We start from the raw sequence: 19,634 nt of genomic DNA on the forward strand, positions 1-19,634 counted from the left end.
ACCTCCGCCATGCTCTTGGTTACGGAGAGTGACGAAACGGGGGTTGATCTGTATGTTCTGTACGGACACGAGGGCGCGTACGAAGACGGCGCTGACCGCCGCGGCGGTGCTGGGGGCCCTGGCCGCCCTGCTCGCGGCACCGGCGGGCGCGGCATCCGCGAGGACCGCGCCCACGGGCGCCGCACCGGCGGGCACCACATCGGCGAGCACCGCACCGGCCGGGGGTACGGCCGCCGGGGACACGGTGCTCGGAGCCTGCGGGCCCGGTCGGCTCTGTCTCTGGCCCAGGCCCGACTTCAAGGGCCGGGTGCGGAGCCATGAGCTGGCCACGACCGACATCGACAGCTGCGTCGCGCTGCCACCGGGCGTCTCGGCCCAGTCCCTGGCCAACCGCACGGGGCGGCCGGTCACCACGTACCAGTCCGCCGAGTGCGCGGAGGAGGGCGAGTTCGAGACCTACCCCGGGCACGGGACCTGGGTGCCGCGGACGCCCTACGAGGTCAGGGCGTTCAAGCTCTGGGAGCGGTAGGCGAGGGGAGGCCCGGCGCCGGGGCCCCGTCCTTCGCGGGCGCCCCGTCCGGGACCGAGAGCCGGGCCACCTCGGCGCGCAGCTCGCGCACCTCCAGGGTCAGGGCCTCCAGCAGCTCCGTCTGCCGCCGCTCCGCCGCGTCGTCGCGTTCGAAGCGGGAGATGAACCAGGCCGCGATATTGGCGGTGACCACACCGAGCAGCGCGATGCCGGAGAGCATCAGACCCACCGCGAGGATCCGGCCGAGACCCGTGGTCGGGGCGTGGTCGCCGTAGCCGACCGTGGTCATCGTGGTGAAGGACCACCAGACCGCGTCCCCCAGGGTCTTGATGTTGCCGTTCGGGGCGTCCCGCTCGACGTGCAGCACGGCGAGCGAGCCGAACATCATCAGTCCGACGACCGCGCCCGCCACATAGGTGGTGAGCGTTATCTGCGGGGCCATCCGGGCCCGCCGACCCACCAGGAGGAGCGTGGAGACGACCCGCAGCAGCCGCAGCGGCTGCACCATCGGCAGCAGGACCGCCAGCAGATCGAGGGGGTGGGAGCGGACGAAGGCCCAGCGGGCCGGGGCGAGGGCGAGCCGGACCAGATAGTCCAGGGCGAAAGCACCCCAGACCACCCACTCGACATGGGTGCACAGCCGGTGCACCCAGGGCTCGGCGCCGGGAGCCACGATCGGCACGGCGTACGCCACGCCGAACGCCACGGCCAGCACCAGCAGCGGCATCTGCGTGCGCTCTTCCCAGCGATCCCTCATGCGGGAATCGTAGAGAACCCCGAAGGACGGCGGGACCACGATCCCACCGCCCTCACCAGGCCCCGGACGCCCCGGGCCTGTTGCCCTTCACCCCTCCCCCTTCACGCACCCTTCACGCCTCGCCCTCGGCAGGAGGGAGGGGCGGTGGGTTCCGGCTCGGAGGGCCGGAGCTCACCGCCCTCTCACGGGGAGGTCCGTGCCATCGGTCAGGCGTCGCCGCCCGCGGCGCCCGGGTCGGCGGCGGTCACGTCGAGCAGTTGGTAGCGGTCGACGGCCTGCTTCAGGGCCGACCGTTCGACCTTGCCCTCGCGGGCCAGCTCGGTGAGGACCGCGAGCACGATCGACGGGGCGTCGATGTGGAAGTAGCGGCGGGCCGCGCCACGGGTGTCGGCGAAGCCGAAACCGTCCGCGCCGAGCGAGCCGTACGTGCCCGGCACCCAGCGGGAGATCTGGTCCGGCACCGCGCGCATCCAGTCCGAGACCGCCACGAACGGGCCCTCGGCCCCCTGGAGCTTGCGCGTCACGTACGGCACGAGCTGCTCCTCGTCGGGGTGGAGCAGATTGTGCTCCTCGACGGCCACGGCCTCGCGCCGCAGCTCCGTCCAGGAGGTCGCGGACCAGACGTCGGCCCGCACGTTCCACTCCTCGGCCAGCATCCGCTGCGCCTCGATCGCCCACGGTACGGCGACGCCGGAGGCCATGATCTGCGCCGGGACGGCTCCCGCCTCGGCGGGCTTCAGCCGGTGGATGCCCTGGAGGATGCCCTCGACGTCCACGCCGTCCGGCTCGGCCGGGTGCTGGATCGGCTCGTTGTAGACGGTCAGGTAGTAGAAGACGTCCTCGGCCTCGGGGCCGTACATGCGGCGCAGACCGTCCTTGACGATGTGCGCGATCTCGAAGCCGTACGCGGGGTCGTAGGCGATGCAGGCGGGGTTGGTCGAGGCGAGGAGGTGGGAGTGTCCGTCCGCGTGCTGGAGGCCCTCGCCGGTGAGCGTCGTCCGGCCGGCGGTGGCGCCGAGCACGAAGCCGCGCGCCAGTTGGTCGGCCATCTGCCAGAACTGGTCGCCGGTCCGCTGGAAACCGAACATCGAGTAGAAGACGTACACCGGGATCAGCGGCTCGCCATGGGTGGCGTACGCGGAACCGGCGGCGATCAGCGAGGCGGTGCAGCCCGCCTCCGAGATGCCGTCGTGCAGCATCTGACCGGTCGGGGACTCCTTGTAGGCGAGGAGGAGTTCGCGGTCCACGGCCTCGTACTGCTGCCCCATCGGGTTGTAGATCTTGGCGCTCGGGAAGAAGGCGTCCATGCCGAAGGTGCGGTACTCGTCGGGGGCGATCAGCACGAAGCGCTTGCCGATCTCCTTGTCCCGCATGAGGTCCTTCAGGATGCGGACGAAGGCCATCGTGGTGGCGATCGACTGCTGCCCCGAGCCCTTCCTGGCCGCCGCGTAGGTCTTGTCCTCGGGGAGGACCAGCGGCTTCGCCCGCACGACACGGCTCGGCACGTACCCGCCGAGCGCCTTGCGGCGGTCGTGCATGTACTGGATCTCCTCGGAGTTCCGCCCCGGGTGGTAGTACGGCGGCAGGCCGTCCTCCAACTGCCGGTCGGTCACCGGGATGTGCAGCCGGTCGCGGAAGCGCTTGAGGTCGTCGACCGTCAGCTTCTTCATCTGGTGGGTCGCGTTGCGGCCCTCGAAGTTCGGGCCGAGCGTCCAGCCCTTGACGGTCTGCGCGAGGATCACGGTCGGCTGGCCCGCGTGGGCCTTCGCCGCCGCGTACGCCGCGTAGATCTTCTTGTGGTCGTGACCGCCGCGGCCCAGGTGCAGCACCTGCTGGTCGCTCATGCCCTCGACCATCGCCCGCAGCCGGTGGTCGCCGCCGAAGAAGTGGTCCCGGATGTAGCCGCCGGTCTCCGTGGCGTACGTCTGGAACTGCCCGTCCGGGGTGGTGTTCAGCTTGTTGACCAGGATGCCGTCGCGGTCCTGCGCGAGCAGCGGGTCCCAGGAGCGGTCCCAGATCAGCTTGATGACGTTCCAGCCGTTGCCCCGGAAGATCGACTCCAGCTCCTGGATGATCTTGCCGTTGCCGCGCACCGGCCCGTCGAGCCGCTGGAGGTTGCAGTTGACCACGAAGGTCAGGTTGTCCAGGCCCTCGCGGGCGGCGATGGAGAGCTGGCCGAGCGACTCGACCTCGTCCATCTCGCCGTCGCCGAGGAACGCCCAGACGCGGGACTTGGAGGTGTCGGCGATGCCGCGCGCCTCCATGTACCGGTTCATCCGCGCCTGGTAGATCGCGCCGAGCGGGCCGAGGCCCATCGACACGGTCGGGAACTCCCAGAAGTCCGGCATCAGCCGGGGGTGCGGGTACGAGGAGAGCCCGTTCGGGTACTTCGACCTCTCCTGGCGGAAGCCGTCCAGCTGGGTGTCGGTCAGCCGGTCCAGGAGGTAGGCGCGGGCGTAGATGCCGGGGGAGGCGTGCCCCTGGAAGAAGATCTGGTCGCCGCCGTCGCCCTCGTCCTTGCCGCGGAAGAAGTGGTTGAAGCCGACGTCGTACAGCGAGGCGGAGGAGGCGAAGGTGGCGATGTGGCCGCCCACGCCGACACCGGGACGCTGGGCGCGCGAGACCATCACGGCCGCGTTCCACCGGGTGGCGTTGAGGACCCTGCGCTCGATCTCCTCGTTGCCGGGGAAGTACGGCTCGTCCTTGGTCGCGATCGTGTTGACATAGTCCGAGCTGCGCATCTCGGGCACGGCCACGCGCTTCTCGCGGGCCCGCTCGATCAGCCGGAGCATGAGGTAGCGGGCCCGCTCGCGGCCCCGCTCGTCGACGGCGGCATCGAGCGAGTCGAGCCATTCCTGGGTCTCTTCCGGGTCGAAGTCCGGGACCTGGCTGGGAAGGCCGCCAATGATGATCGGGTTGCGATCGGATCCGGGAGCCACGCTCTTCCTTCGCTGTTCGATGGTGCCCACGGGGCCACAGAAAGTGGTCGGGATGTTCATCGTGTACCCCGCCGGCACCGGACGTCACACTTACCAGGGAGTAACCCCCAGGGGTGTCCTTCCCGTGTCGGGGTGTGCTCAAATCGTAACCTTACGCCCAACTCGCACATGCGTTTCGTCGGGGCGTTCGGCAGACTGAAACCTCAGAAGTCCGCAAACCGGGATGATCCATGTGTCCCTGGTCACGGAGTGGAGCTCCTCGGCGCCGGAAGTTGCGGCGAGACGGCCCCAAACGTCACCGTTTCGGCGGTCTCCGCGGCCGGGTACTTGCGCGATCCGCCCCGGCACGTGTGGACTACGGCCAGTGCCGCGCGCCCACGCGTGGCCCAAGCATTTCCCGAATGAGCAGGAGGCAAGCCGTGAGCGCGACCGCGGACCACGCGGAGGAGCGGACCAACCCGGCCGGAAGGCTGGGGTTCGAGCCCGGACAGGTGGTCCAGGAGATCGGCTACGACGAAGACGTCGACCAGGATCTCCGTGAAGGCATCGAGTCCATCATCGGGGCCGAGCTCGTGGACGAGGAGTACGACGACGTCGCCGACGCCGTGGTGCTCTGGTTCCGTGACGAGGACGGCGACCTCACCGACGCCCTGGTGGACGCCATCGGTCTTCTGGAGGACGGCGGCACCATCTGGCTGCTGACGCCGAAGACCGGCCGCGACGGCTACATCGAGCCGAGCGACATCAACGATGCCGCGCAGACAGCTGGTCTCTCCCAGACCAAGAGCATCAGCGTCGCCAAGGACTGGACGGGCACCCGCCTGACCGCCCCCAAGCGCTGAGCAGAACGCTGCGAGAAGCCCCCGCCGACCCGTCGGCGGGGGCTTTCGTGCACAGGCCGTAGGGTGGGGTTCGCCGGTTCACCGGTTCGGCCCAAGGTCAGGGCCCCGTCGAAGGGACGCGTACGCGATGGCGATCGAGGTCGGCAGCCAGGCCCCGGACTTCGAGCTGAGGGACAACCACGGGCGGACCGTGCGGCTCGCGGACCTGCGCGGCGAGAAGAACGTGGTGCTGGTCTTCTATCCCTTCGCGTTCACCAGCGTCTGCGCGGGCGAGCTGGGCGAGCTGAGGGACAGCCTCCCGACGTTCGTCAACGACGACACCCAGCTCCTCGCGGTCTCCAACGACTCCATCCACACCCTGCGCGTCTTCGCGGAGCAGGAGTCCCTGGAGTACCCGCTGCTCTCCGACTTCTGGCCGCACGGCGAGGTGTCCCGGGCGTACGGGGTGTTCGACGAGGAGAAGGGCTGCGCGGTGCGCGGGACCTTCGTCGTCGACAAGGCGGGGACGGTCCGCTGGAGGGTCGTCAACGCCCTGCCGGACGCCCGTGACCTCGGCGGCTACGTGAAGGCGCTCGACGCCCTCTGAGCCGCCCTCAGGGGCCTTCCGGGGCCGACACCCCCGGATTCGCGGGCGAATCGACTGTTTCGGCCGGGAACCCGTCACTAGGATCCAGACGTTGATCCGATGCCAACGCACGACCAGGGGTGTTGCCCCTGGAAACCTATGGAGGGACTCGTGGGAGTCAGCCTCAGCAAGGGCGGCAACGTCTCGCTGACCAAGGAGGCCCCTGGCCTCACCGCCGTGACCGTCGGTCTGGGCTGGGACGTCCGCACCACCACCGGTACGGACTTCGACCTCGACGCCAGCGCCATTCTGGTGAGCGAGGCGGGCAAGGTCCGCAACGACCAGGACTTCGTGTTCTTCAACAACCTGAAGAGCGCCGACGGGTCCGTCGAGCACACCGGCGACAACACGACCGGTGAGGGCGAGGGCGACGACGAGCAGGTCAAGGTCAGCCTGGCCACCGTGCCGGCCGATGTGGCCAAGATCGTCTTCCCGGTCTCGATCTACGACGCCGAGAACCGCCAGCAGTCCTTCGGCCAGGTGCGCAACGCGTTCATCCGCGTGGTGAACCAGGCCGGCGGCGCCGAGATCGCCCGGTACGACCTCTCCGAGGACGCCTCGACCGAGACCGCCATGGTCTTCGGCGAGCTGTACCGCCACGGCGCGGAGTGGAAGTTCCGCGCCGTCGGCCAGGGGTATGCATCGGGTCTGCGCGGCATCGCGCAGGACTTCGGCGTCAACGTCTGAGCCGAACCGCTCGAACCGTCCGGCGCCGCACGTCCCGTGCGGCGCCGGACGTGCCTCATCGTCACCCGGGGAGGAAACGCATCATGGGCGTCACGCTCGCCAAGGGAGGCAACGTCTCCCTCTCCAAGGCCGCACCCAACCTCACCCAGGTCCTCGTGGGGCTCGGCTGGGACGCGCGCTCCACCACCGGAGCCCCCTTCGACCTCGACGCCAGCGCCCTGCTGTGCCGGGGCGGCCGGGTGCTCGGGGACGACTACTTCGTCTTCTACAACCAGCTGCGCAGCCCCGAGGGCTCCGTCGAACACACCGGCGACAACCTCACCGGTGAGGGTGACGGCGACGACGAGTCCCTCATCGTCGACCTGGCCCTGGTGCCGGCCCACTGCGACAAGATCGTCTTCCCGGTGTCGATCCATGACGCCGACCAGCGCCGCCAGAGTTTCGGCCAGGTCGCCAACGCGTTCATCCGGGTCGTGAACCGGGCCGACGGCCAGGAACTCGCCCGGTACGACCTCTCCGAGGACGCCTCGACGGAGACCGCGATGATCTTCGGCGAGCTCTATCGCTACCAGGGCGAGTGGAAGTTCCGGGCGGTGGGCCAGGGGTACGCGTCGGGCCTGCGGGGCATCGCTCTAGACTTCGGGGTCAACGTTTCGTAAAGGCATGTTCATTTCACAATGGGGTAGCCAGTGATTCTGAAAACCTTCGGCTGGTCGTTCGCGATCACTGCGCTGGGTCTGGTCGCGGCGGTGTTGTACGGAGGATGGGAAGCGTTCGGGATCGTCGCGATCCTCTGCGTCCTCGAGATCTCGCTGTCCTTCGACAACGCCGTGGTCAACGCCGGGATCGTGCAGAAGATGAATGTCTTCTGGCAGAAGATCTTCCTCACGATCGGCGTGCTCATCGCCGTCTTCGGTATGCGGCTGGTCTTCCCCGTCGTGATCGTGGCGATCAGCGCGAAGATCGGCCCGATCGAGGCCGTCGACCTCGCGCTGAACGACGCCGACAAGTACCAGGAACTGGTGACCGACGCGCATCCGTCGATCGCCTCCTTCGGCGGCATGTTCCTCCTGATGATCTTCCTCGACTTCATCTTCGAGGACCGTGACATCAAGTGGCTCGGCTGGCTGGAGCGCCCGCTGGCCAAGCTCGGCAAGGTCGACATGCTGTCGGTCTGCATCGCCCTGATCGTCCTGCTGGTCAGCGCGATGACCTTCGCGACCCAGGCCCACCAGCACGGTGGCACCCACATCGACAAGGCGCAGACGGTACTGATCTCCGGCATCGCCGGACTCATCACGTACCTCGTCGTCGGCGGTCTCTCCGGCTTCTTCGAGAACAAGCTGGAGGAGGACGAGGAGCGCGAGCACGAGGCCGAGGAGCAGGCCAGGCGCAGCGGCAAGAAGGTCACCCCCGTCAAGCTCGCGGGCAAGGCCGCCTTCTTCATGTTCCTCTACCTGGAGGTCCTCGACGCCTCCTTCTCCTTCGACGGTGTCATCGGCGCCTTCGCCATCACCAACGACATCGTCCTGATGGCGCTCGGCCTGGGCGTCGGCGCGATGTACGTGCGTTCGCTGACGGTCTACCTGGTCCGCCAGGGCACCCTCGACGACTACGTCTACCTGGAGCACGGCGCGCACTACGCGATCGGCGCCCTGGCCGTGATCCTCATGATCAGCATCCGGTACGAGATCCCCGAGGTCGTCACCGGTCTCATCGGCGTCGCCCTGATCGCCTGGTCCTTCTGGTCCTCCGTCCGCCGCAACAGGCGGCTGGCGGCGGCCGGGGGCGGATCGGGGTCCTCCGGGGACAAGACCGAGGTGCCGTCCGGGGTGTGACGCCCCCGCCGACGAGGAACGCTTCTCTGCGGGGCGGCCGGTGGACCCGGCCGCCCCGCGGGCATGTGCGGGTGGACACGAGCAGTGGGGGGTGAGGGCGGGATGGCCTTCTGGGACAACCTGTTTCCGGGGAGGGCGGCGCACTTCGACTCGGGCAGCGCCGCGTCGAACTCGATCGACCTGACGAAACGGCGCCCGACCGTCTCGTTGACCAAGCAGGGCGCGGCCACCGGCAACCTCCGGGTGAACCTCTCCTGGCGGATGCGGACCTCCGACCTGGAAGGGCGGCAGCGCCGCAGCGCCGTGCAGCTGATGCGCAACCCTTCGCACCTGTTCAAGCCCGAGGTCGTCCAGGCGCACACCCAGGGCATGGTCAACGTCGACCTGGACCTGGGCTGCCTCTACGAGCTGTCCGACGGCAGCAAGGGCGTGGTGCAGCCCCTCGGCGGCTTCTTCGGCGACCTGAACGAGGCCCCGTACGTGAAGCTCAGCGGCGACGACCGCTTCGGCGGCTCCTCCGGGGAGACGATCTACGTCAACCTGGACCACAAGGACGAGATCAAGCGCCTGCTGTTCTTCGCGTACATCTACGACCAGACGCCCGCCTTCGACCGGACGCACGCCAAGATCACGCTCTACCCGAGCAACGGCCCCCGGATCGAGATCGAGCTGGACGAGCGGGCCCCGCAGGCCCGCTCCTGCGCGGTCTTCTCCGTGGAGAACGCCAAGGGCCAGCTGACCGTCCGCCGCGAGGTGCGCTTCGTGTACGGCTTCCAGGCCGAACTGGACCGGCTGTACGGCTGGGGCCTGCAGTGGGGCCGCGGCTACAAGACCAAGACGTAGCCGCCGCCCTCCGGAGCCCCGCCCCCGGAGCCCCGCCCCCCGGCCTCAGGGCCGGACGAACTGGGGGCCCATGGGCGGCATCCGGAAGTCCGGCGAGGGCGCCGGTTCCGGGACGGCGCCGACGGGCTGCGGATAGCCGTACGCGGGCGCCGGGTGCCCGTGGTCCGGCGCCCGGTCGGGCATCGGCGGCACTGGCGGGGCCGCAGGCTGCGGCGGCACGGGGGAGTGGACCAGGGTCAGGTCGAGGTCGGGCACGGCCGTGCCCGGGGCGTCCCGGACCGGCCGGGTCTCCCGCGCGTCCTGGACGTCCGGCCCGTCCCCGGCGTCCCGCGCGTCCTCGTCCACCGAGATGCCGAAGTCGGTCGCCAGGCCCACCAGGCCGGTCGGATAGCCCTGGCCGACCGCGCGGAACTTCCAGCCGTCCCCGCGCCGGTACAGCTCGCCGCAGATGACGGCCGTCTCCTCGCCGGTCTCCGCCGTCACGGGGAACAGGGCCAGCGGCTCCCGCCCGGCCCCCGGCGCCGCGTCGTACAGCAGGATGCGCAGGTCGGAGACGGAGCGGAAGGTGCCGCCGTCCGAGGAGGCGGCGATCACCACCCGGTCGACCGAGCCCTCCAGGCCGCCGAGGTCCGCCTCCACGGTGTCCGTGAGACCCTCGGAGTCACGCTTCTTCGGAAGTCGCCGCACCAGCCCCGAGGGGTGGCGCGGCTGGTTGTAGAAGACGAAGTCGGCGTCGGACCGTACTCGCCCGGAAAGCCCGAGCAGCAGGGCCGACGCGTCCACGTCGGGGACCCCGGGGCCCGGGGTCCAGCGGAGCACGGCCCGTACGGCCGCGGTGTCGAGAGGGACGTTGGAGCCCTTCAGCATCGCGTGCGTCATGACCGCAATCCTGCCCTCCCGGCGGGCCGGCGGACAACGCGGGGGCACCATGGACGCCCCGGCGCGGCGGACGGAGGCGGTCGGGTTACCTGGATTTCATCAGGGGAGGGAACTAACGACACCCGCACCTACGTACTATTACCGGCCACATGTCGTCAGGGTCGAGAAAGGCAGACGGGGACTCATATGCGTCATTTCGGTCACATCCCGTCCACGGCGAGGGCCAGGCTGTTCCACCGGGAGCCCGCCGTCTTCACGGCCGACTCGCCCGCCCGCACCCTCGCCGTGGCCCTCGGAGCCACCCTCTACAGCCCGGCCACCCGCCCCCTGCTCGCCGACGACATCCGCAAACAGGCCGCCCGCGGAGTGGTCTCCATGGTCCTCTGCCTGGAGGACTCCATCAGCGACGCCGACGTCGAGGCGGGCGAGACCAACCTCGTCCGCCAGTTCGCCGACCTCGCCGCCGGGACCGCCACCGACGACGGCACCGGCACGGACCTCCCCCTGCTCTTCATCCGCGTCCGCGAACCGCACCAGATCACCGCGCTCGTCGACCGCCTCGGCGACACCGTCCGCCTGCTGTCCGGATTCGTACTCCCCAAGTTCACCGAGAGCCGCGGCGGGCCCTTCCTCGACGCCCTCGCCCTCGCCGAGCGCGGCTGCGGACGACGCCTCTTCGCCATGCCCGTCCTGGAGTCCCCCGAACTCCTCCACCTGGAGACCCGGGCCGAGACCCTCGCCGGGATCGCCTCGATCACCGACAAGCACCGCGACCGCGTCCTCGCCCTCCGCCTCGGCGTCACCGACTTCTGCTCCGCCTACGGACTGCGCCGCTCGCCCGACATGACCGCCTACGACGTCAAGATCGTCGCCAACGTCATCGCCGACGTCGTCAACGTCCTCGGCCGCTCCGACGGCACCGGCTTCACCGTCACCGGACCCGTCTGGGAGTACTTCCGCCCCGGCGAGCGCATGTTCAAGCCGCAACTGCGCCGCAGCCCCTTCCTGGAGGGCCGCGCCGAGGACCTGCGCACCGCCCTCATCGAGCACGACCTCGACGGACTCCTCCGGGAGATCGAACTCGACCGCGCCAACGGACTCCTCGGCAAGACCTGCATCCACCCCACCCACGTGGTGCCCGTGCACGCCCTCTCCGTGGTCAGCCACGAGGAGTGGAGCGACGCCCAGGACATCCTCCGACCCGAACGGGGCGGCGGCGGAGTGCTCCGCTCCGCCTACACCAACAAGATGAACGAAGTGAAGCCGCACCGCGCCTGGGCCGAGCGCATCCTGCTGCGCGCCGAGGTCTTCGGCGTCGCCAACGAGGACATCGGCTTCGTGGAACTGCTCACCGCCGGACTGGCCGGCTGACGAAGGGACGTCGACGACGTGGTGTGGACCGGAACGTGGGTCGCGGAGCGACTGGGCGTCGAACTGATCGGCGACGAAGAGCTGCCCGGCCTGCTGGGCCTCGCACTGCGCCGCAACCCCAAGCGCGCGCACCTGCTGGTCTCCAGCGTGCTCGGCAAGCACGTGCCGCAGCGCCCCTCCGTCGTCCACGGCGCGGGCCTCGCGCTGGGACGGCGCGTCCTGGCCCTCCTCGGCCCCGAGGAGGCCGCCCGCGCCGTCGTCCTCGGCTACGCCGAGACCGCGACCGCCCTCGGCCACGCCGTCGCCGACGGCATCGGCCACGCCCCCTACCTCCACTCCACCCGCCGCCCCGTCGCCGGGGTCGCCACCGCGGGCGGCTTCGAGGAGTCCCACTCCCACGCCACCTCCCACCTGCTGCTCCCCGAGGACCCCGGCCTCCTCACGGGCGACGGACCCCTCGTCCTCGTCGACGACGAGTTCTCCACCGGGAACACCGTCCTCAACACCGTCCGCGCCCTCCACGAGCGCCACCCCCGCGAGCGGTACGTCGTCGTCGCCCTCGTCGACATGCGCTCCGCCGCCGACCTCGGCCGCCTCGACGCCTTCGCCGAGGAGATGGGCGCCCGCGTCGACCTGGTCGCCGGAGCCGCCGGAACCGTACGCCTCCCCGAAGGGGTCCTGGAGAAGGGCCAGGCGCTCGTCGCGGCGCACGAGACCGCCCCCACGGCCGCACCCCCGCCGCCCGAGCCCCGCCCCGCCCCGCTCCGGGTCGACCTCCACTGGCCCCGCGGACTGCCCGACGGCGGACGCCACGGCTTCACCCCCGCGCACCGCGCCCGCCTCGAAGCCGCGCTCCCCGGCCTCGCCGCCCGCCTCGCCCCCGCCCTCCACGGCGCCCGCCGCGTCCTCGTCCTCGGCTTCGAGGAGCTGATGTACGCGCCGCTGCGCCTCGCCACCGCCCTGGAGGACGCCGGACACGACGTCCACTACTCCACCACCACCCGCTCACCCGTCCTCGCCGTCGACGACCCCGGCTACGCGATACGCACCCGGCTCGTCTTCCCCGCCCACGACGACCCCGCCGACGGCCCCGGCGAGCGGTACGCGTACAACGTGGCGGGCGCGGGCTTCGACGCCGTCGTCGCCGTCGTCGACTCCACCGCCGACACCCCCGCGCTCCACGCCCCGGACGGCCTCCTCGCCCAGCTCGCCGCGCACGTCCCCCGCGTCGTCCTCGCCGTCGTGCCCTCGCACACCCCCAGGACCCCCGGTCCCGAAGCTCCCGAAAGGAGCTCCATGCTGCCCGAGCCCCTCCGCGGCCCCGCCTTCTCCTCGTACGCTCCCGAAGAGGTCGGCTGGCTGCTCCAGGACCTCTCGGACGTCGCACTGGAGGCGCCCACCGAGGAACGCGAGGAAGCCGTCCAGAACGGCGGCGCCCACTACGCCGAGTCGCTGCCCGTCGAGTACCAGCCGAGCGCCGCCTACCAGGAGCTCTTCCACAGCGCCCTGGAAGCCTCGGCCGCCCGCCTCGCCCACGCCGTCGGCGTCATCACCGAGACCGTCCTCGCCGAGCGCCCCGGCCGCCGCCCCGTCCTCGTCTCGCTCGCCCGCGCGGGCACCCCCGTCGGCATCCTCATGCGCCGCTGGGCACAGGCCCGCCACGGCATCGAAGCACCCCACTACGCCGTCTCCATCGTGCGCGGCCGGGGCATCGACGCCAACGCCCTGCGCTGGCTCGCCGCCCACCACGACCCCGCCGACGTCGTGTTCGTCGACGGCTGGACCGGCAAGGGCGCCATCGCCCGCGAACTCGCCGAAGCGATACGGGAGTTCGAGGCGGCCGAAGGCATCACCGGCTTCGACCCGGAGATGGCCGTCCTCGCCGACCCCGGCTCCTGCGTCCGCACCTACGGCACCCGCGAGGACTTCCTCATCCCCTCCGCCTGCCTCAACTCCACGGTGTCCGGCCTGATCTCCCGCACGGTCCTGCGCGCCGACCTCGTCGGACCCGACGACTTCCACGGCGCCAAGCACTACCGGGAACTCGCGGACGCCGACCTCTCCGGAGCCTTCCTCGACGCGGTCACCGCCCGCTTCGACGAAGCCGCCGACACCGTCGGCCACGCGGTCAAGGAACTCCTCTCCACCGACCGCACCCCCAGCTGGGAGGGCTGGGCCGCCGTCGAGCGGATCAGCGAGGAGTACGGCATCCACGACGTCAACCTCGTCAAGCCCGGCGTCGGCGAGACCACCCGCGTACTGCTCCGCCGCGTCCCCTGGAAGATCCTCGCCCGGCGCGGCGCCGACGCCGACCTCACGCACGTCCGGCTCCTCGCCGCCCAGCGCGGCGTACCCGTCGAGGAGGTCGACGGCCTCCCGTACAGCTGCGTCGGCCTCATCCACCCCCACTACACCCGGGGCGCCACCGGAGCCGACGGCCGGACGGTGGTGTCCCGATGAGCAGCGCCACCACCCTGGTCGCCAGCGACCTCGACCGCACCCTCATCTACTCGTCCGCCGCGCTCGCCCTCGGAATGCCCGACGCGCAGGCACCCCGGCTGCTCTGCGTCGAGGTCCACGAGTCCCGGCCGCTCTCCTACATGACGGAGGAAGCGGCCGACCTCCTCGCCCGCCTCACCGGCGAAGCCGTCTTCGTCCCCACCACCACCCGGACCCGCAAGCAGTACCTGCGCATCCAGCTCCCCGGCACCGCCCCGAGGTACGCGATCTGCGCCAACGGCGGACACATCCTCGTCGACGGCGTCTCCGACCCCGACTGGCACGCCTCCGTACTGCGCCGCCTCGCCGAGGAGTGCGCGCCGCTCTCCGAGATCCGCGCCTACCTCACCGCCACCACCGACCTGTCCTGGGTCCGCAAGCACCGGGTCGCCGAGGACCTCTTCGCCTACCTCGTCGTCGAACGCGAACGCCTCCCCGCGGACTGGCTGGCCCGCTTCGGGACCTGGGCGGGGGAACGCGGCTGGACGGTCTCCCTCCAGGGCCGCAAGGTGTACGCCGTGCCGAAGCCGCTCACCAAGGGCGCGGCCGTCCGGGAGGTCGCCCGCCGCACCGGCGCCACGCTCACCCTCGCGGCCGGCGACTCCCTCCTCGACGCCGACCTGCTGCTCGCCGCCGACCGGGCCTGGCGGCCCGGCCACGGCGAACTGGCCGACAGCGACTGGACCGCCCCCCACCTCGACGTCCTCACCGAACGCGGGGTCGCGGCGGGGGAGGAGATCCTGCGCCGCTTCCGCGCCGCCGCCGCCGCACCCGGGAACTAACCGCAGCAGCCACCGCCGCAGCAGCCGCCCCCACCACCGCCTCCGCCGCCGCCCGGAGCGGGGGCGGCCGAGCCGCCGACGGCCACGGCGGAGAGCAGCTTCACGGTGTCGTCGTGCCCGGCGGGGCAGGCGGCGGGGGCGGCGGACTCGGCCATCGGCCGACTGAGCTCGAAGGTGTCACCACAAGTACGGCAACGGAATTCGTAACGGGGCATGGGAACAGGCTAGAGGCTGGACCGGACCGGGCACAGGAGACCCTCGTCAGGACGTACGCAAGGACGTACCCGGCCCCGGCCGCACGAGCCCCGGCGGGGGTGGGGCGGCGCCGGGCGGGTGCGGCTCGGCCGGGCCCCGGCCGATTCGGGGGCGGTGGGGGGTCGGACGGGGTCAGTGGGCCGCCCCGCGCTCCTCCCGGATCCGGCCGACGACCTGCGTCGCGGTGGCTCGTACGCCCTCCAGCTCGGTCAGGAAGTGCCAGTAGTCCGGGTGGCGCCCCTCCAGGGACCCGACCGCCCGGTCGATCCGCGCGACGGCCTCGTCCAGCGGCCGGGCGTGCCGGGGATCGGGCGTGCTCCGGCCCTCCATCGCCAGCCGCTGGGCGTCCCGCACCGCGAACCTGGCCCGGTCGGTCTCCGCCTTCGGGTCCACCGCGACGGCGTCCAGCCGCCGCAGCCGCTCCCCGGCCGCGGACACGGCCTCGTCGGTCGAGTCGAGCAGCGCCCGGACGGTCGAGAGCAGCGAGGTCGCGTCCGGCCAGCGCTGCTCGGCCCGCGCCCGCGCGGCCTCCGCGAGCCGCTCCCCGGCCTGCCCGAGCGAGACGGCGGCCTGGTCGGGCACCTGCTGGAGATCCTGCCAGCAGGCCGCGGAGAACCGCCGCCGCAGCTCGGAGAGGACCGGTTCGACGCCTTCGGCGCGGGTGGCGAGCGCCTCGGCGCGGGTACGGAGGGAGACCAGTCGCCGGTCGGTCTCGGCGGCCCGCTCGGGCAGCCGCCCGGCCTCGGCCCGTACCGCCTCGGCGTCCCGGAGCACCCGGTCCGCGCGCTGGAGGGTCTCGGCGACGCCGTGCCGCCCGGCGCCCTCGTTGAGCAGCGTCAGCTCGGGCCCGAGGGCCGCGAGCCGGGCCGCGAGGTCGTCCGCGCGCAGACCGGCCTCCCGTACGGAGTCCAGGGCGTCGCTCGCGCCCCGCAGGGCCTGCCGGGCGCGCTCCACCGAGGGCACGAGCCGCGCGAGCTGCGTCTCGGCACGGTCCAGGAGCGGGCCGAGACCCTGCTCGTACCGGTCGAGCTCGGTCTTGGCCCGGTCCAGTTCCTCCTTGGCGCGGGTCAGTTCGGCGCGGGCGCGGGAGGCGGTCGCCGCGTCCAGCTCGTCGCGGTCCAGGTCATGCGCGTCGACCGCGCCGATGTAGGTGTGGCTGACCTCGTCGATCCGCCGCCCGAGCGCCTCGAAGCCCTCCACGGCCCGGCGGGCCTCGGGCGAGCTGTCCACCGCGGTGATCGTCTCCAGGGAGATCCGCAGGCCGCGCTGGGCGGTGTCCAGCTCGTAGAAGGCCGCGGCGGCGGCGTCCTTGGCGGCCTGGGCCTCGGCGCGCTGGCTCTCGCCGCGTCCGCCGAACCAGCGACGGGTGCCGCCGCCCGCGAAGGCGCCCGGCAGCAGGGCGCCGAGGAGCAGGGGCAGGGCGAGGGCCAGCCGGAGACCGGAGGGGCCCGGCGGCGGGCCGTCCCCGGAACGGGTGCCCGCCCGGCGGGGCGCGTCACGATGCCGGACGCCGCCCGCCCCCCTCGTGTCGCTCGCCGCCACGTACCCCTCCCGTGCTGTGTCCGCCGTGCCCGGTCCGGTTCATTGTCCCACCCGGCACGGACGAACACACGGGCCGGTCAGTCCGCGGTGCGGACGGTCACGTCGCCGTTGTCGCTGCGGGCGGTCACGGAGTGTCCGGAGGCGTCCCGGCGGGGGACGTCGACCCGGACCCGGCCGTTGCCGCTGGCGCCCGTCACCTCGTACTCGGCGGTGGGCAGGGCGACGGTGATGTCGCCGTTGTCGGTGACGGCCTCGACCCGGCGGGGCACGGCCCCGAGGGTGATCCGGACGGAGCCGTTGTCGGAGCGGGCGACGACGTCGGGGGCGGTGGCGCCGGGCCCGACGGTGATGTCGCCGTTGTCGCTGCCGAGGTCGAGGGCGGCGGTCGCCCGGCTCACCCGGACGGAGCCGTTGTCGGAACGGATCTTCAGCGGGGTGGTGAAGCCCTCGGCGGTGACGCCGCCGTTGTCGTCCTGGACGGTGACGGCGACACCGCGCGGCACCTGGATCCGGTGGACACCGCCGCAACTGGAGGCGACGGCGTCGCAGTCGACGCGCAGGGTCAGCCGTCCGTCGGCCAGCTTCCACTCGGGTTTCGGCCCGGAACCCATGAACACCCACCCGTCGATCTGCCGCTCGACCCGGACGTCGTCGATGTCGGCGGGGGTGATGACCAGCTCGGAGTCGTCGGAGTCGACGGTGAGCGCGGTGCCCTCGAACGCGAAGGTCTTCCGCTCGACGGGAGCACCCTCGACATCGGGCGACCCGCACCCGCCGAGCCCGAGCGCCCCGAGCAGAACGACCCCGGACACGAACAGCACGCGCCCCCCACGACCAGCGACCATGACCCCGAACCCCCAAGAACGCGAACAGTCCCCGAAACGTACGCCCCCCGCCCCACCCGCCACGATCCGGCGACCCACCGGTCCGGGGGTGGGGGTAACCCCCGGGACGGTGGCGGTGGCGGCGGACCGGGGCACGAGGCCGACGACACGGACCGGGAGCACGGACCGGGAGCGCGAGGCCGGGGGCCGTGGGCACGGGAGGACACGGCCCCGCACCCCCGGATACGGGTTTGCGGCACCCACCCCCGCGCCATGTAGGCTGATGCTTCTTCCACGGGTGCGTAGCTCAGGGGTAGAGCGCTGCTCTTACAAAGCAGATGTCGGCGGTTCGAAACCGTCCGCGCCCACCAGGGAAAAGGCCCCCAGTCGATCTTGACTGGGGGCCTTTGACATCCACATCTGACATCAACGTCCATGGTCATCTAGGACCGGGGACGACTCCTGAGCAGCCGATCCATGTGACTCACGGCTTCGCGCTGCGTGTCCTGGACGACGTGGGTGTAGACGTTCATCGTCACGGCGATCTGGCTGTGCCCGAGGATCTCCATCACGACGCGGGGCGGGACGCCGGCGGCGGTGAGGAGCGTCGCCGTGCCGTGGCGGGCGTCGTGGAGCCGGACGACACGGAGGTTGGCGTTCTTCGCGACGAGGGTGAACGAGCGGTAGAGGTTGCGCGGCTCGATGGGCTGCCCGGTGCGAGTGGTGAAGACGTACCCGGTCTCCGTCCACTTCTCCCCAGCACGCTCGCGGGTAGCGGCCTGCTTGAGACGCTGCCACCGGAGGGGCGCGATACAGATCGCGGGGAGCGGGAGCGTCTGCTTGCGTCGGCGCCCCTTGGGGTCGTCCTCGTACACCTCACCGCCGACCCTCTGACGCTGAGTCCTGACCCGGATCTCCCGCTTGTCGAGGTCGACGTTCTCCCAGCGAAGACCGACGACCTCACCGCGACGGAAGCCGAGGGCGATGGCGAGCACGAAGGCGGCGTACAGCGGGTCCTTCCGGGCGGCGGCGAGGAAGTCGAGCGTCTCGTCGAGCGACCAGGGGGAGAGTTCCCGGGCGGCGACGTTCGGCGGCTCGACGAGCGTTGCGACGTTCCGGGTCACCAGCTCCTCACGGCAGGCCGCGGTGAGGGCGGTACGCAGCACGCGGTGCGACTCCTTGGCTGTGGCGGCGCTGGTCTTCTTCTCCACCTGGACGAGAAAGCGGCGGACGTCGGCGACGCTGAGCGATTCCAGCCGCTTGGTACCGATCATCGGGACGAGGTAGAGCCGGACGTGCACCTCGTACTTGGCCGCGGTGGTCTTCTTGCGGCGAGGCTTGACGATGTTGTCGAGCCAGTACGGCAGCCACTCGGAGAGCTTCATCGAGCGGGTCGGGACGGGGACGCCGTTGTCGACCTTGTCGAGGAGTGCGCGGCGCTTGGCGTCGCACTCGGCCCAGGTCTTGCTGTAGGCGAACTTACGGGCCCGCGTGCTGTCGGGCTGGAGGACGTAGACAGCGGCCTGATAGCGGCCGTCCGACCGCTGGGTGATGGTGCCGGCCCCGTTGGGGTTGCGCTTGCGCTGGGTGGCCATCAGGCGGCCTCCTCGATCTGGTTGCCGATGAAGTCCCGTACGGCGTCGGTGGGGACGCGGCGCGACCGGCCGATGGTGATCGAGACCAGGCGTCGGGACCGGATGAGGTCGTAGACGGTGGAGCGGCCAAGCTTGAGGCGCGTCATGACCTCGGGCACGGTCAGCAACTCGGTGGTGGCGGTGGTCATGCTGCGGCTCCTTCCAGGGCGAGTTGGTCGCGCAGGGCTTCGCGGGCGGTCTCGCGGTTGAGCTGTAGGTCCCGGGCGATGGAGGCAGCGAGGGCGGCCTCACCGGGGGAGTGACCCTGGCCGACGTAGGATCAGGAGGTGAGGACGAGGACGGTGTCCGGCTCGATGTCGTAGAGGCTGCGGGCGGTGCGTTCCTGGGCGGCGCGGTAGTCGGCGCGGGTCTGGCGGAACTCGCTCAGAGTGGTGGAGTACTGCCGGGACTTGGTGGAGAAGTGGCCCCGGAAGCCGAGTATGTGGGCCCAGGCGAGGAGGCGGCGGTCGGGGTAGAGCGGATCGAGGTCGAAGCAGGCTTCGACGAGGCGCCGGGTGTGGTCGGGGATGCCGAGGAGGAGCAGGGCCTCACGGTTGCCGATGCGGCGGTCGAGACTGCCGGTCGTCTCCGCGGCCTTGGTGGCGTACTTGGCGATGTAGGAGGCGACGGCCTGCTCCGTGACGTCGGAGCCGTCCCCGAACGCCTTCACGGGGCGGATGTCGAGCTGGGTGTCCCAGCGGAGGCGGCGGGTGGGATGGCCATCGGCGGTGGGGACGGTGACGGTCGTGTACGGGTGCGTAGCGGCAGCGCGTACCGCGTCGGTGAGG

At 71.4% G+C, this 19,634-nt stretch carries 18 protein-coding genes, 1 tRNA gene and 1 pseudogene; 11 read left to right on the forward strand and 9 right to left on the reverse strand.

The window, feature by feature from the left end; translation table 11 throughout:
- The first annotated feature begins 52 nt into the window (after positions 1-52).
- Entirely contained in the window at positions 53-529 is a 477-nt protein-coding gene (locus ACFXGN_RS31065) for a peptidase inhibitor family I36 protein (protein ID WP_384865500.1), read from the forward strand.
- On the opposite strand, the gene ACFXGN_RS31070 is transcribed toward ACFXGN_RS31065, so the two are convergent.
- Both ACFXGN_RS31070 and aceE read right to left on the reverse strand, forming a co-directional pair.
- The gene (locus ACFXGN_RS31070; protein ID WP_384865502.1) at positions 510-1,286 is read right to left on the reverse strand and encodes a potassium channel family protein; all 777 of its coding nucleotides are present in this window, start codon (positions 1,284-1,286) and stop codon (positions 510-512) included. The genes ACFXGN_RS31065 and ACFXGN_RS31070 overlap by 20 nt on opposite strands.
- Before the next feature lie 206 nt (positions 1,287-1,492).
- Positions 1,493-4,225 (reverse strand): pyruvate dehydrogenase (acetyl-transferring), homodimeric type, encoded by a 2,733-nt coding sequence (gene aceE / locus ACFXGN_RS31075; RefSeq protein ID WP_384865504.1) that lies wholly within the window; start codon positions 4,223-4,225, stop codon positions 1,493-1,495.
- Positions 4,226-4,644: 419 nt separating this feature from the next.
- Here aceE and ACFXGN_RS31080 point away from each other — a divergent pair, with 419 nt between their 5' ends.
- The 6 genes from ACFXGN_RS31080 to ACFXGN_RS31105 all read left to right on the forward strand — a co-directional run bounded on the left by ACFXGN_RS31080 (position 4,645) and on the right by ACFXGN_RS31105 (position 9,060).
- A complete protein-coding gene (locus ACFXGN_RS31080) occupies positions 4,645-5,067 on the forward strand; it encodes a DUF3052 domain-containing protein (RefSeq protein WP_384865505.1) in 423 nt (140 codons plus the stop codon).
- Positions 5,068-5,194: 127 nt separating this feature from the next.
- Complete coding sequence (locus ACFXGN_RS31085; RefSeq protein WP_384865507.1) at positions 5,195-5,653, forward strand: peroxiredoxin; 459 nt, start codon at positions 5,195-5,197, stop codon at positions 5,651-5,653.
- Between the two features lie 150 nt (positions 5,654-5,803).
- The gene (locus ACFXGN_RS31090) at positions 5,804-6,379 is read left to right on the forward strand and encodes a TerD family protein (RefSeq protein WP_351786311.1); all 576 of its coding nucleotides are present in this window, start codon (positions 5,804-5,806) and stop codon (positions 6,377-6,379) included.
- A gap of 83 nt (positions 6,380-6,462) precedes the next feature.
- The gene (locus ACFXGN_RS31095; protein WP_384865509.1) at positions 6,463-7,038 is read left to right on the forward strand and encodes a TerD family protein; all 576 of its coding nucleotides are present in this window, start codon (positions 6,463-6,465) and stop codon (positions 7,036-7,038) included.
- A gap of 30 nt (positions 7,039-7,068) precedes the next feature.
- Positions 7,069-8,217, forward strand: a complete 1,149-nt coding sequence (locus ACFXGN_RS31100) for a DUF475 domain-containing protein (protein ID WP_384865511.1) — start codon at positions 7,069-7,071, stop codon at positions 8,215-8,217.
- Between the two features lie 102 nt (positions 8,218-8,319).
- Positions 8,320-9,060, forward strand: coding sequence for a Tellurium resistance (locus ACFXGN_RS31105; RefSeq protein WP_384865512.1), 741 nt, complete (start codon positions 8,320-8,322; stop codon positions 9,058-9,060).
- A 45-nt stretch (positions 9,061-9,105) separates the two neighbouring features.
- Here the strand turns inward: ACFXGN_RS31105 and ACFXGN_RS31110 are convergent, their stop codons facing one another.
- Positions 9,106-9,939 (reverse strand): TerD family protein, encoded by an 834-nt coding sequence (locus tag ACFXGN_RS31110; protein ID WP_384865514.1) that lies wholly within the window; start codon positions 9,937-9,939, stop codon positions 9,106-9,108.
- A 186-nt stretch (positions 9,940-10,125) separates the two neighbouring features.
- Between ACFXGN_RS31110 and ACFXGN_RS31115 the strand changes: the two genes are divergently transcribed.
- From ACFXGN_RS31115 to ACFXGN_RS31125, 3 genes are read left to right on the forward strand one after another with little or no spacing between them, the layout of a single operon-like run.
- A complete protein-coding gene (locus tag ACFXGN_RS31115; RefSeq protein WP_384865515.1) occupies positions 10,126-11,310 on the forward strand; it encodes an HpcH/HpaI aldolase/citrate lyase family protein in 1,185 nt (394 codons plus the stop codon).
- An 18-nt stretch (positions 11,311-11,328) separates the two neighbouring features.
- The gene (locus ACFXGN_RS31120) at positions 11,329-13,770 is read left to right on the forward strand and encodes a phosphoribosyltransferase (protein ID WP_384865517.1); all 2,442 of its coding nucleotides are present in this window, start codon (positions 11,329-11,331) and stop codon (positions 13,768-13,770) included.
- Complete coding sequence (locus ACFXGN_RS31125) at positions 13,767-14,591, forward strand: HAD family hydrolase (RefSeq protein ID WP_384865518.1); 825 nt, start codon at positions 13,767-13,769, stop codon at positions 14,589-14,591. Before ACFXGN_RS31120 ends, ACFXGN_RS31125 begins: the two co-directional genes overlap by 4 nt.
- On the opposite strand, the gene ACFXGN_RS31130 is transcribed toward ACFXGN_RS31125, so the two are convergent.
- The 3 genes from ACFXGN_RS31130 to ACFXGN_RS31140 form a co-directional block, all read right to left on the reverse strand.
- A complete protein-coding gene (locus ACFXGN_RS31130; RefSeq protein ID WP_366440404.1) occupies positions 14,588-14,806 on the reverse strand; it encodes a zinc ribbon domain-containing protein in 219 nt (72 codons plus the stop codon). The two genes, ACFXGN_RS31125 and ACFXGN_RS31130, sit on opposite strands and share 4 nt — an antisense overlap.
- Positions 14,807-14,978: 172 nt before the next feature.
- On the reverse strand, positions 14,979-16,388 hold the full coding sequence (locus tag ACFXGN_RS31135) for a hypothetical protein (RefSeq protein ID WP_384865520.1): 1,410 nt from the start codon (positions 16,386-16,388) through the stop codon (positions 14,979-14,981).
- A gap of 77 nt (positions 16,389-16,465) precedes the next feature.
- Entirely contained in the window at positions 16,466-17,209 is a 744-nt protein-coding gene (locus ACFXGN_RS31140) for a DUF4097 family beta strand repeat-containing protein (RefSeq protein WP_384865521.1), read from the reverse strand.
- A 299-nt stretch (positions 17,210-17,508) separates the two neighbouring features.
- On the opposite strand from ACFXGN_RS31140, the gene ACFXGN_RS31145 reads away from it, so the two are divergent.
- Positions 17,509-17,583: transfer RNA gene (locus tag ACFXGN_RS31145), tRNA-Val, on the forward strand.
- A gap of 72 nt (positions 17,584-17,655) precedes the next feature.
- On the opposite strand, the gene ACFXGN_RS31150 is transcribed toward ACFXGN_RS31145, so the two are convergent.
- The 3 genes and pseudogenes from ACFXGN_RS31150 to ACFXGN_RS31160 form a co-directional block, all read right to left on the reverse strand.
- Positions 17,656-18,807, reverse strand: a complete 1,152-nt coding sequence (locus tag ACFXGN_RS31150) for a tyrosine-type recombinase/integrase (protein WP_384865522.1) — start codon at positions 18,805-18,807, stop codon at positions 17,656-17,658.
- A complete protein-coding gene (locus ACFXGN_RS31155) occupies positions 18,807-18,995 on the reverse strand; it encodes a helix-turn-helix domain-containing protein (RefSeq protein WP_384865524.1) in 189 nt (62 codons plus the stop codon). The genes ACFXGN_RS31150 and ACFXGN_RS31155 overlap by 1 nt, the downstream gene beginning before the upstream one ends.
- Positions 18,992-19,634: pseudogene (locus ACFXGN_RS31160) on the reverse strand (replication initiator); the annotation flags it as partial. The gene ACFXGN_RS31155 and the pseudogene ACFXGN_RS31160, both read right to left, overlap by 4 nt.

Origin of the sequence: Streptomyces sp. NPDC059247 (assembly GCF_042754005.1) — a bacterium.
In the GTDB taxonomy this organism is placed as follows: Bacteria; Actinomycetota; Actinomycetes; order Streptomycetales; family Streptomycetaceae; genus Streptomyces.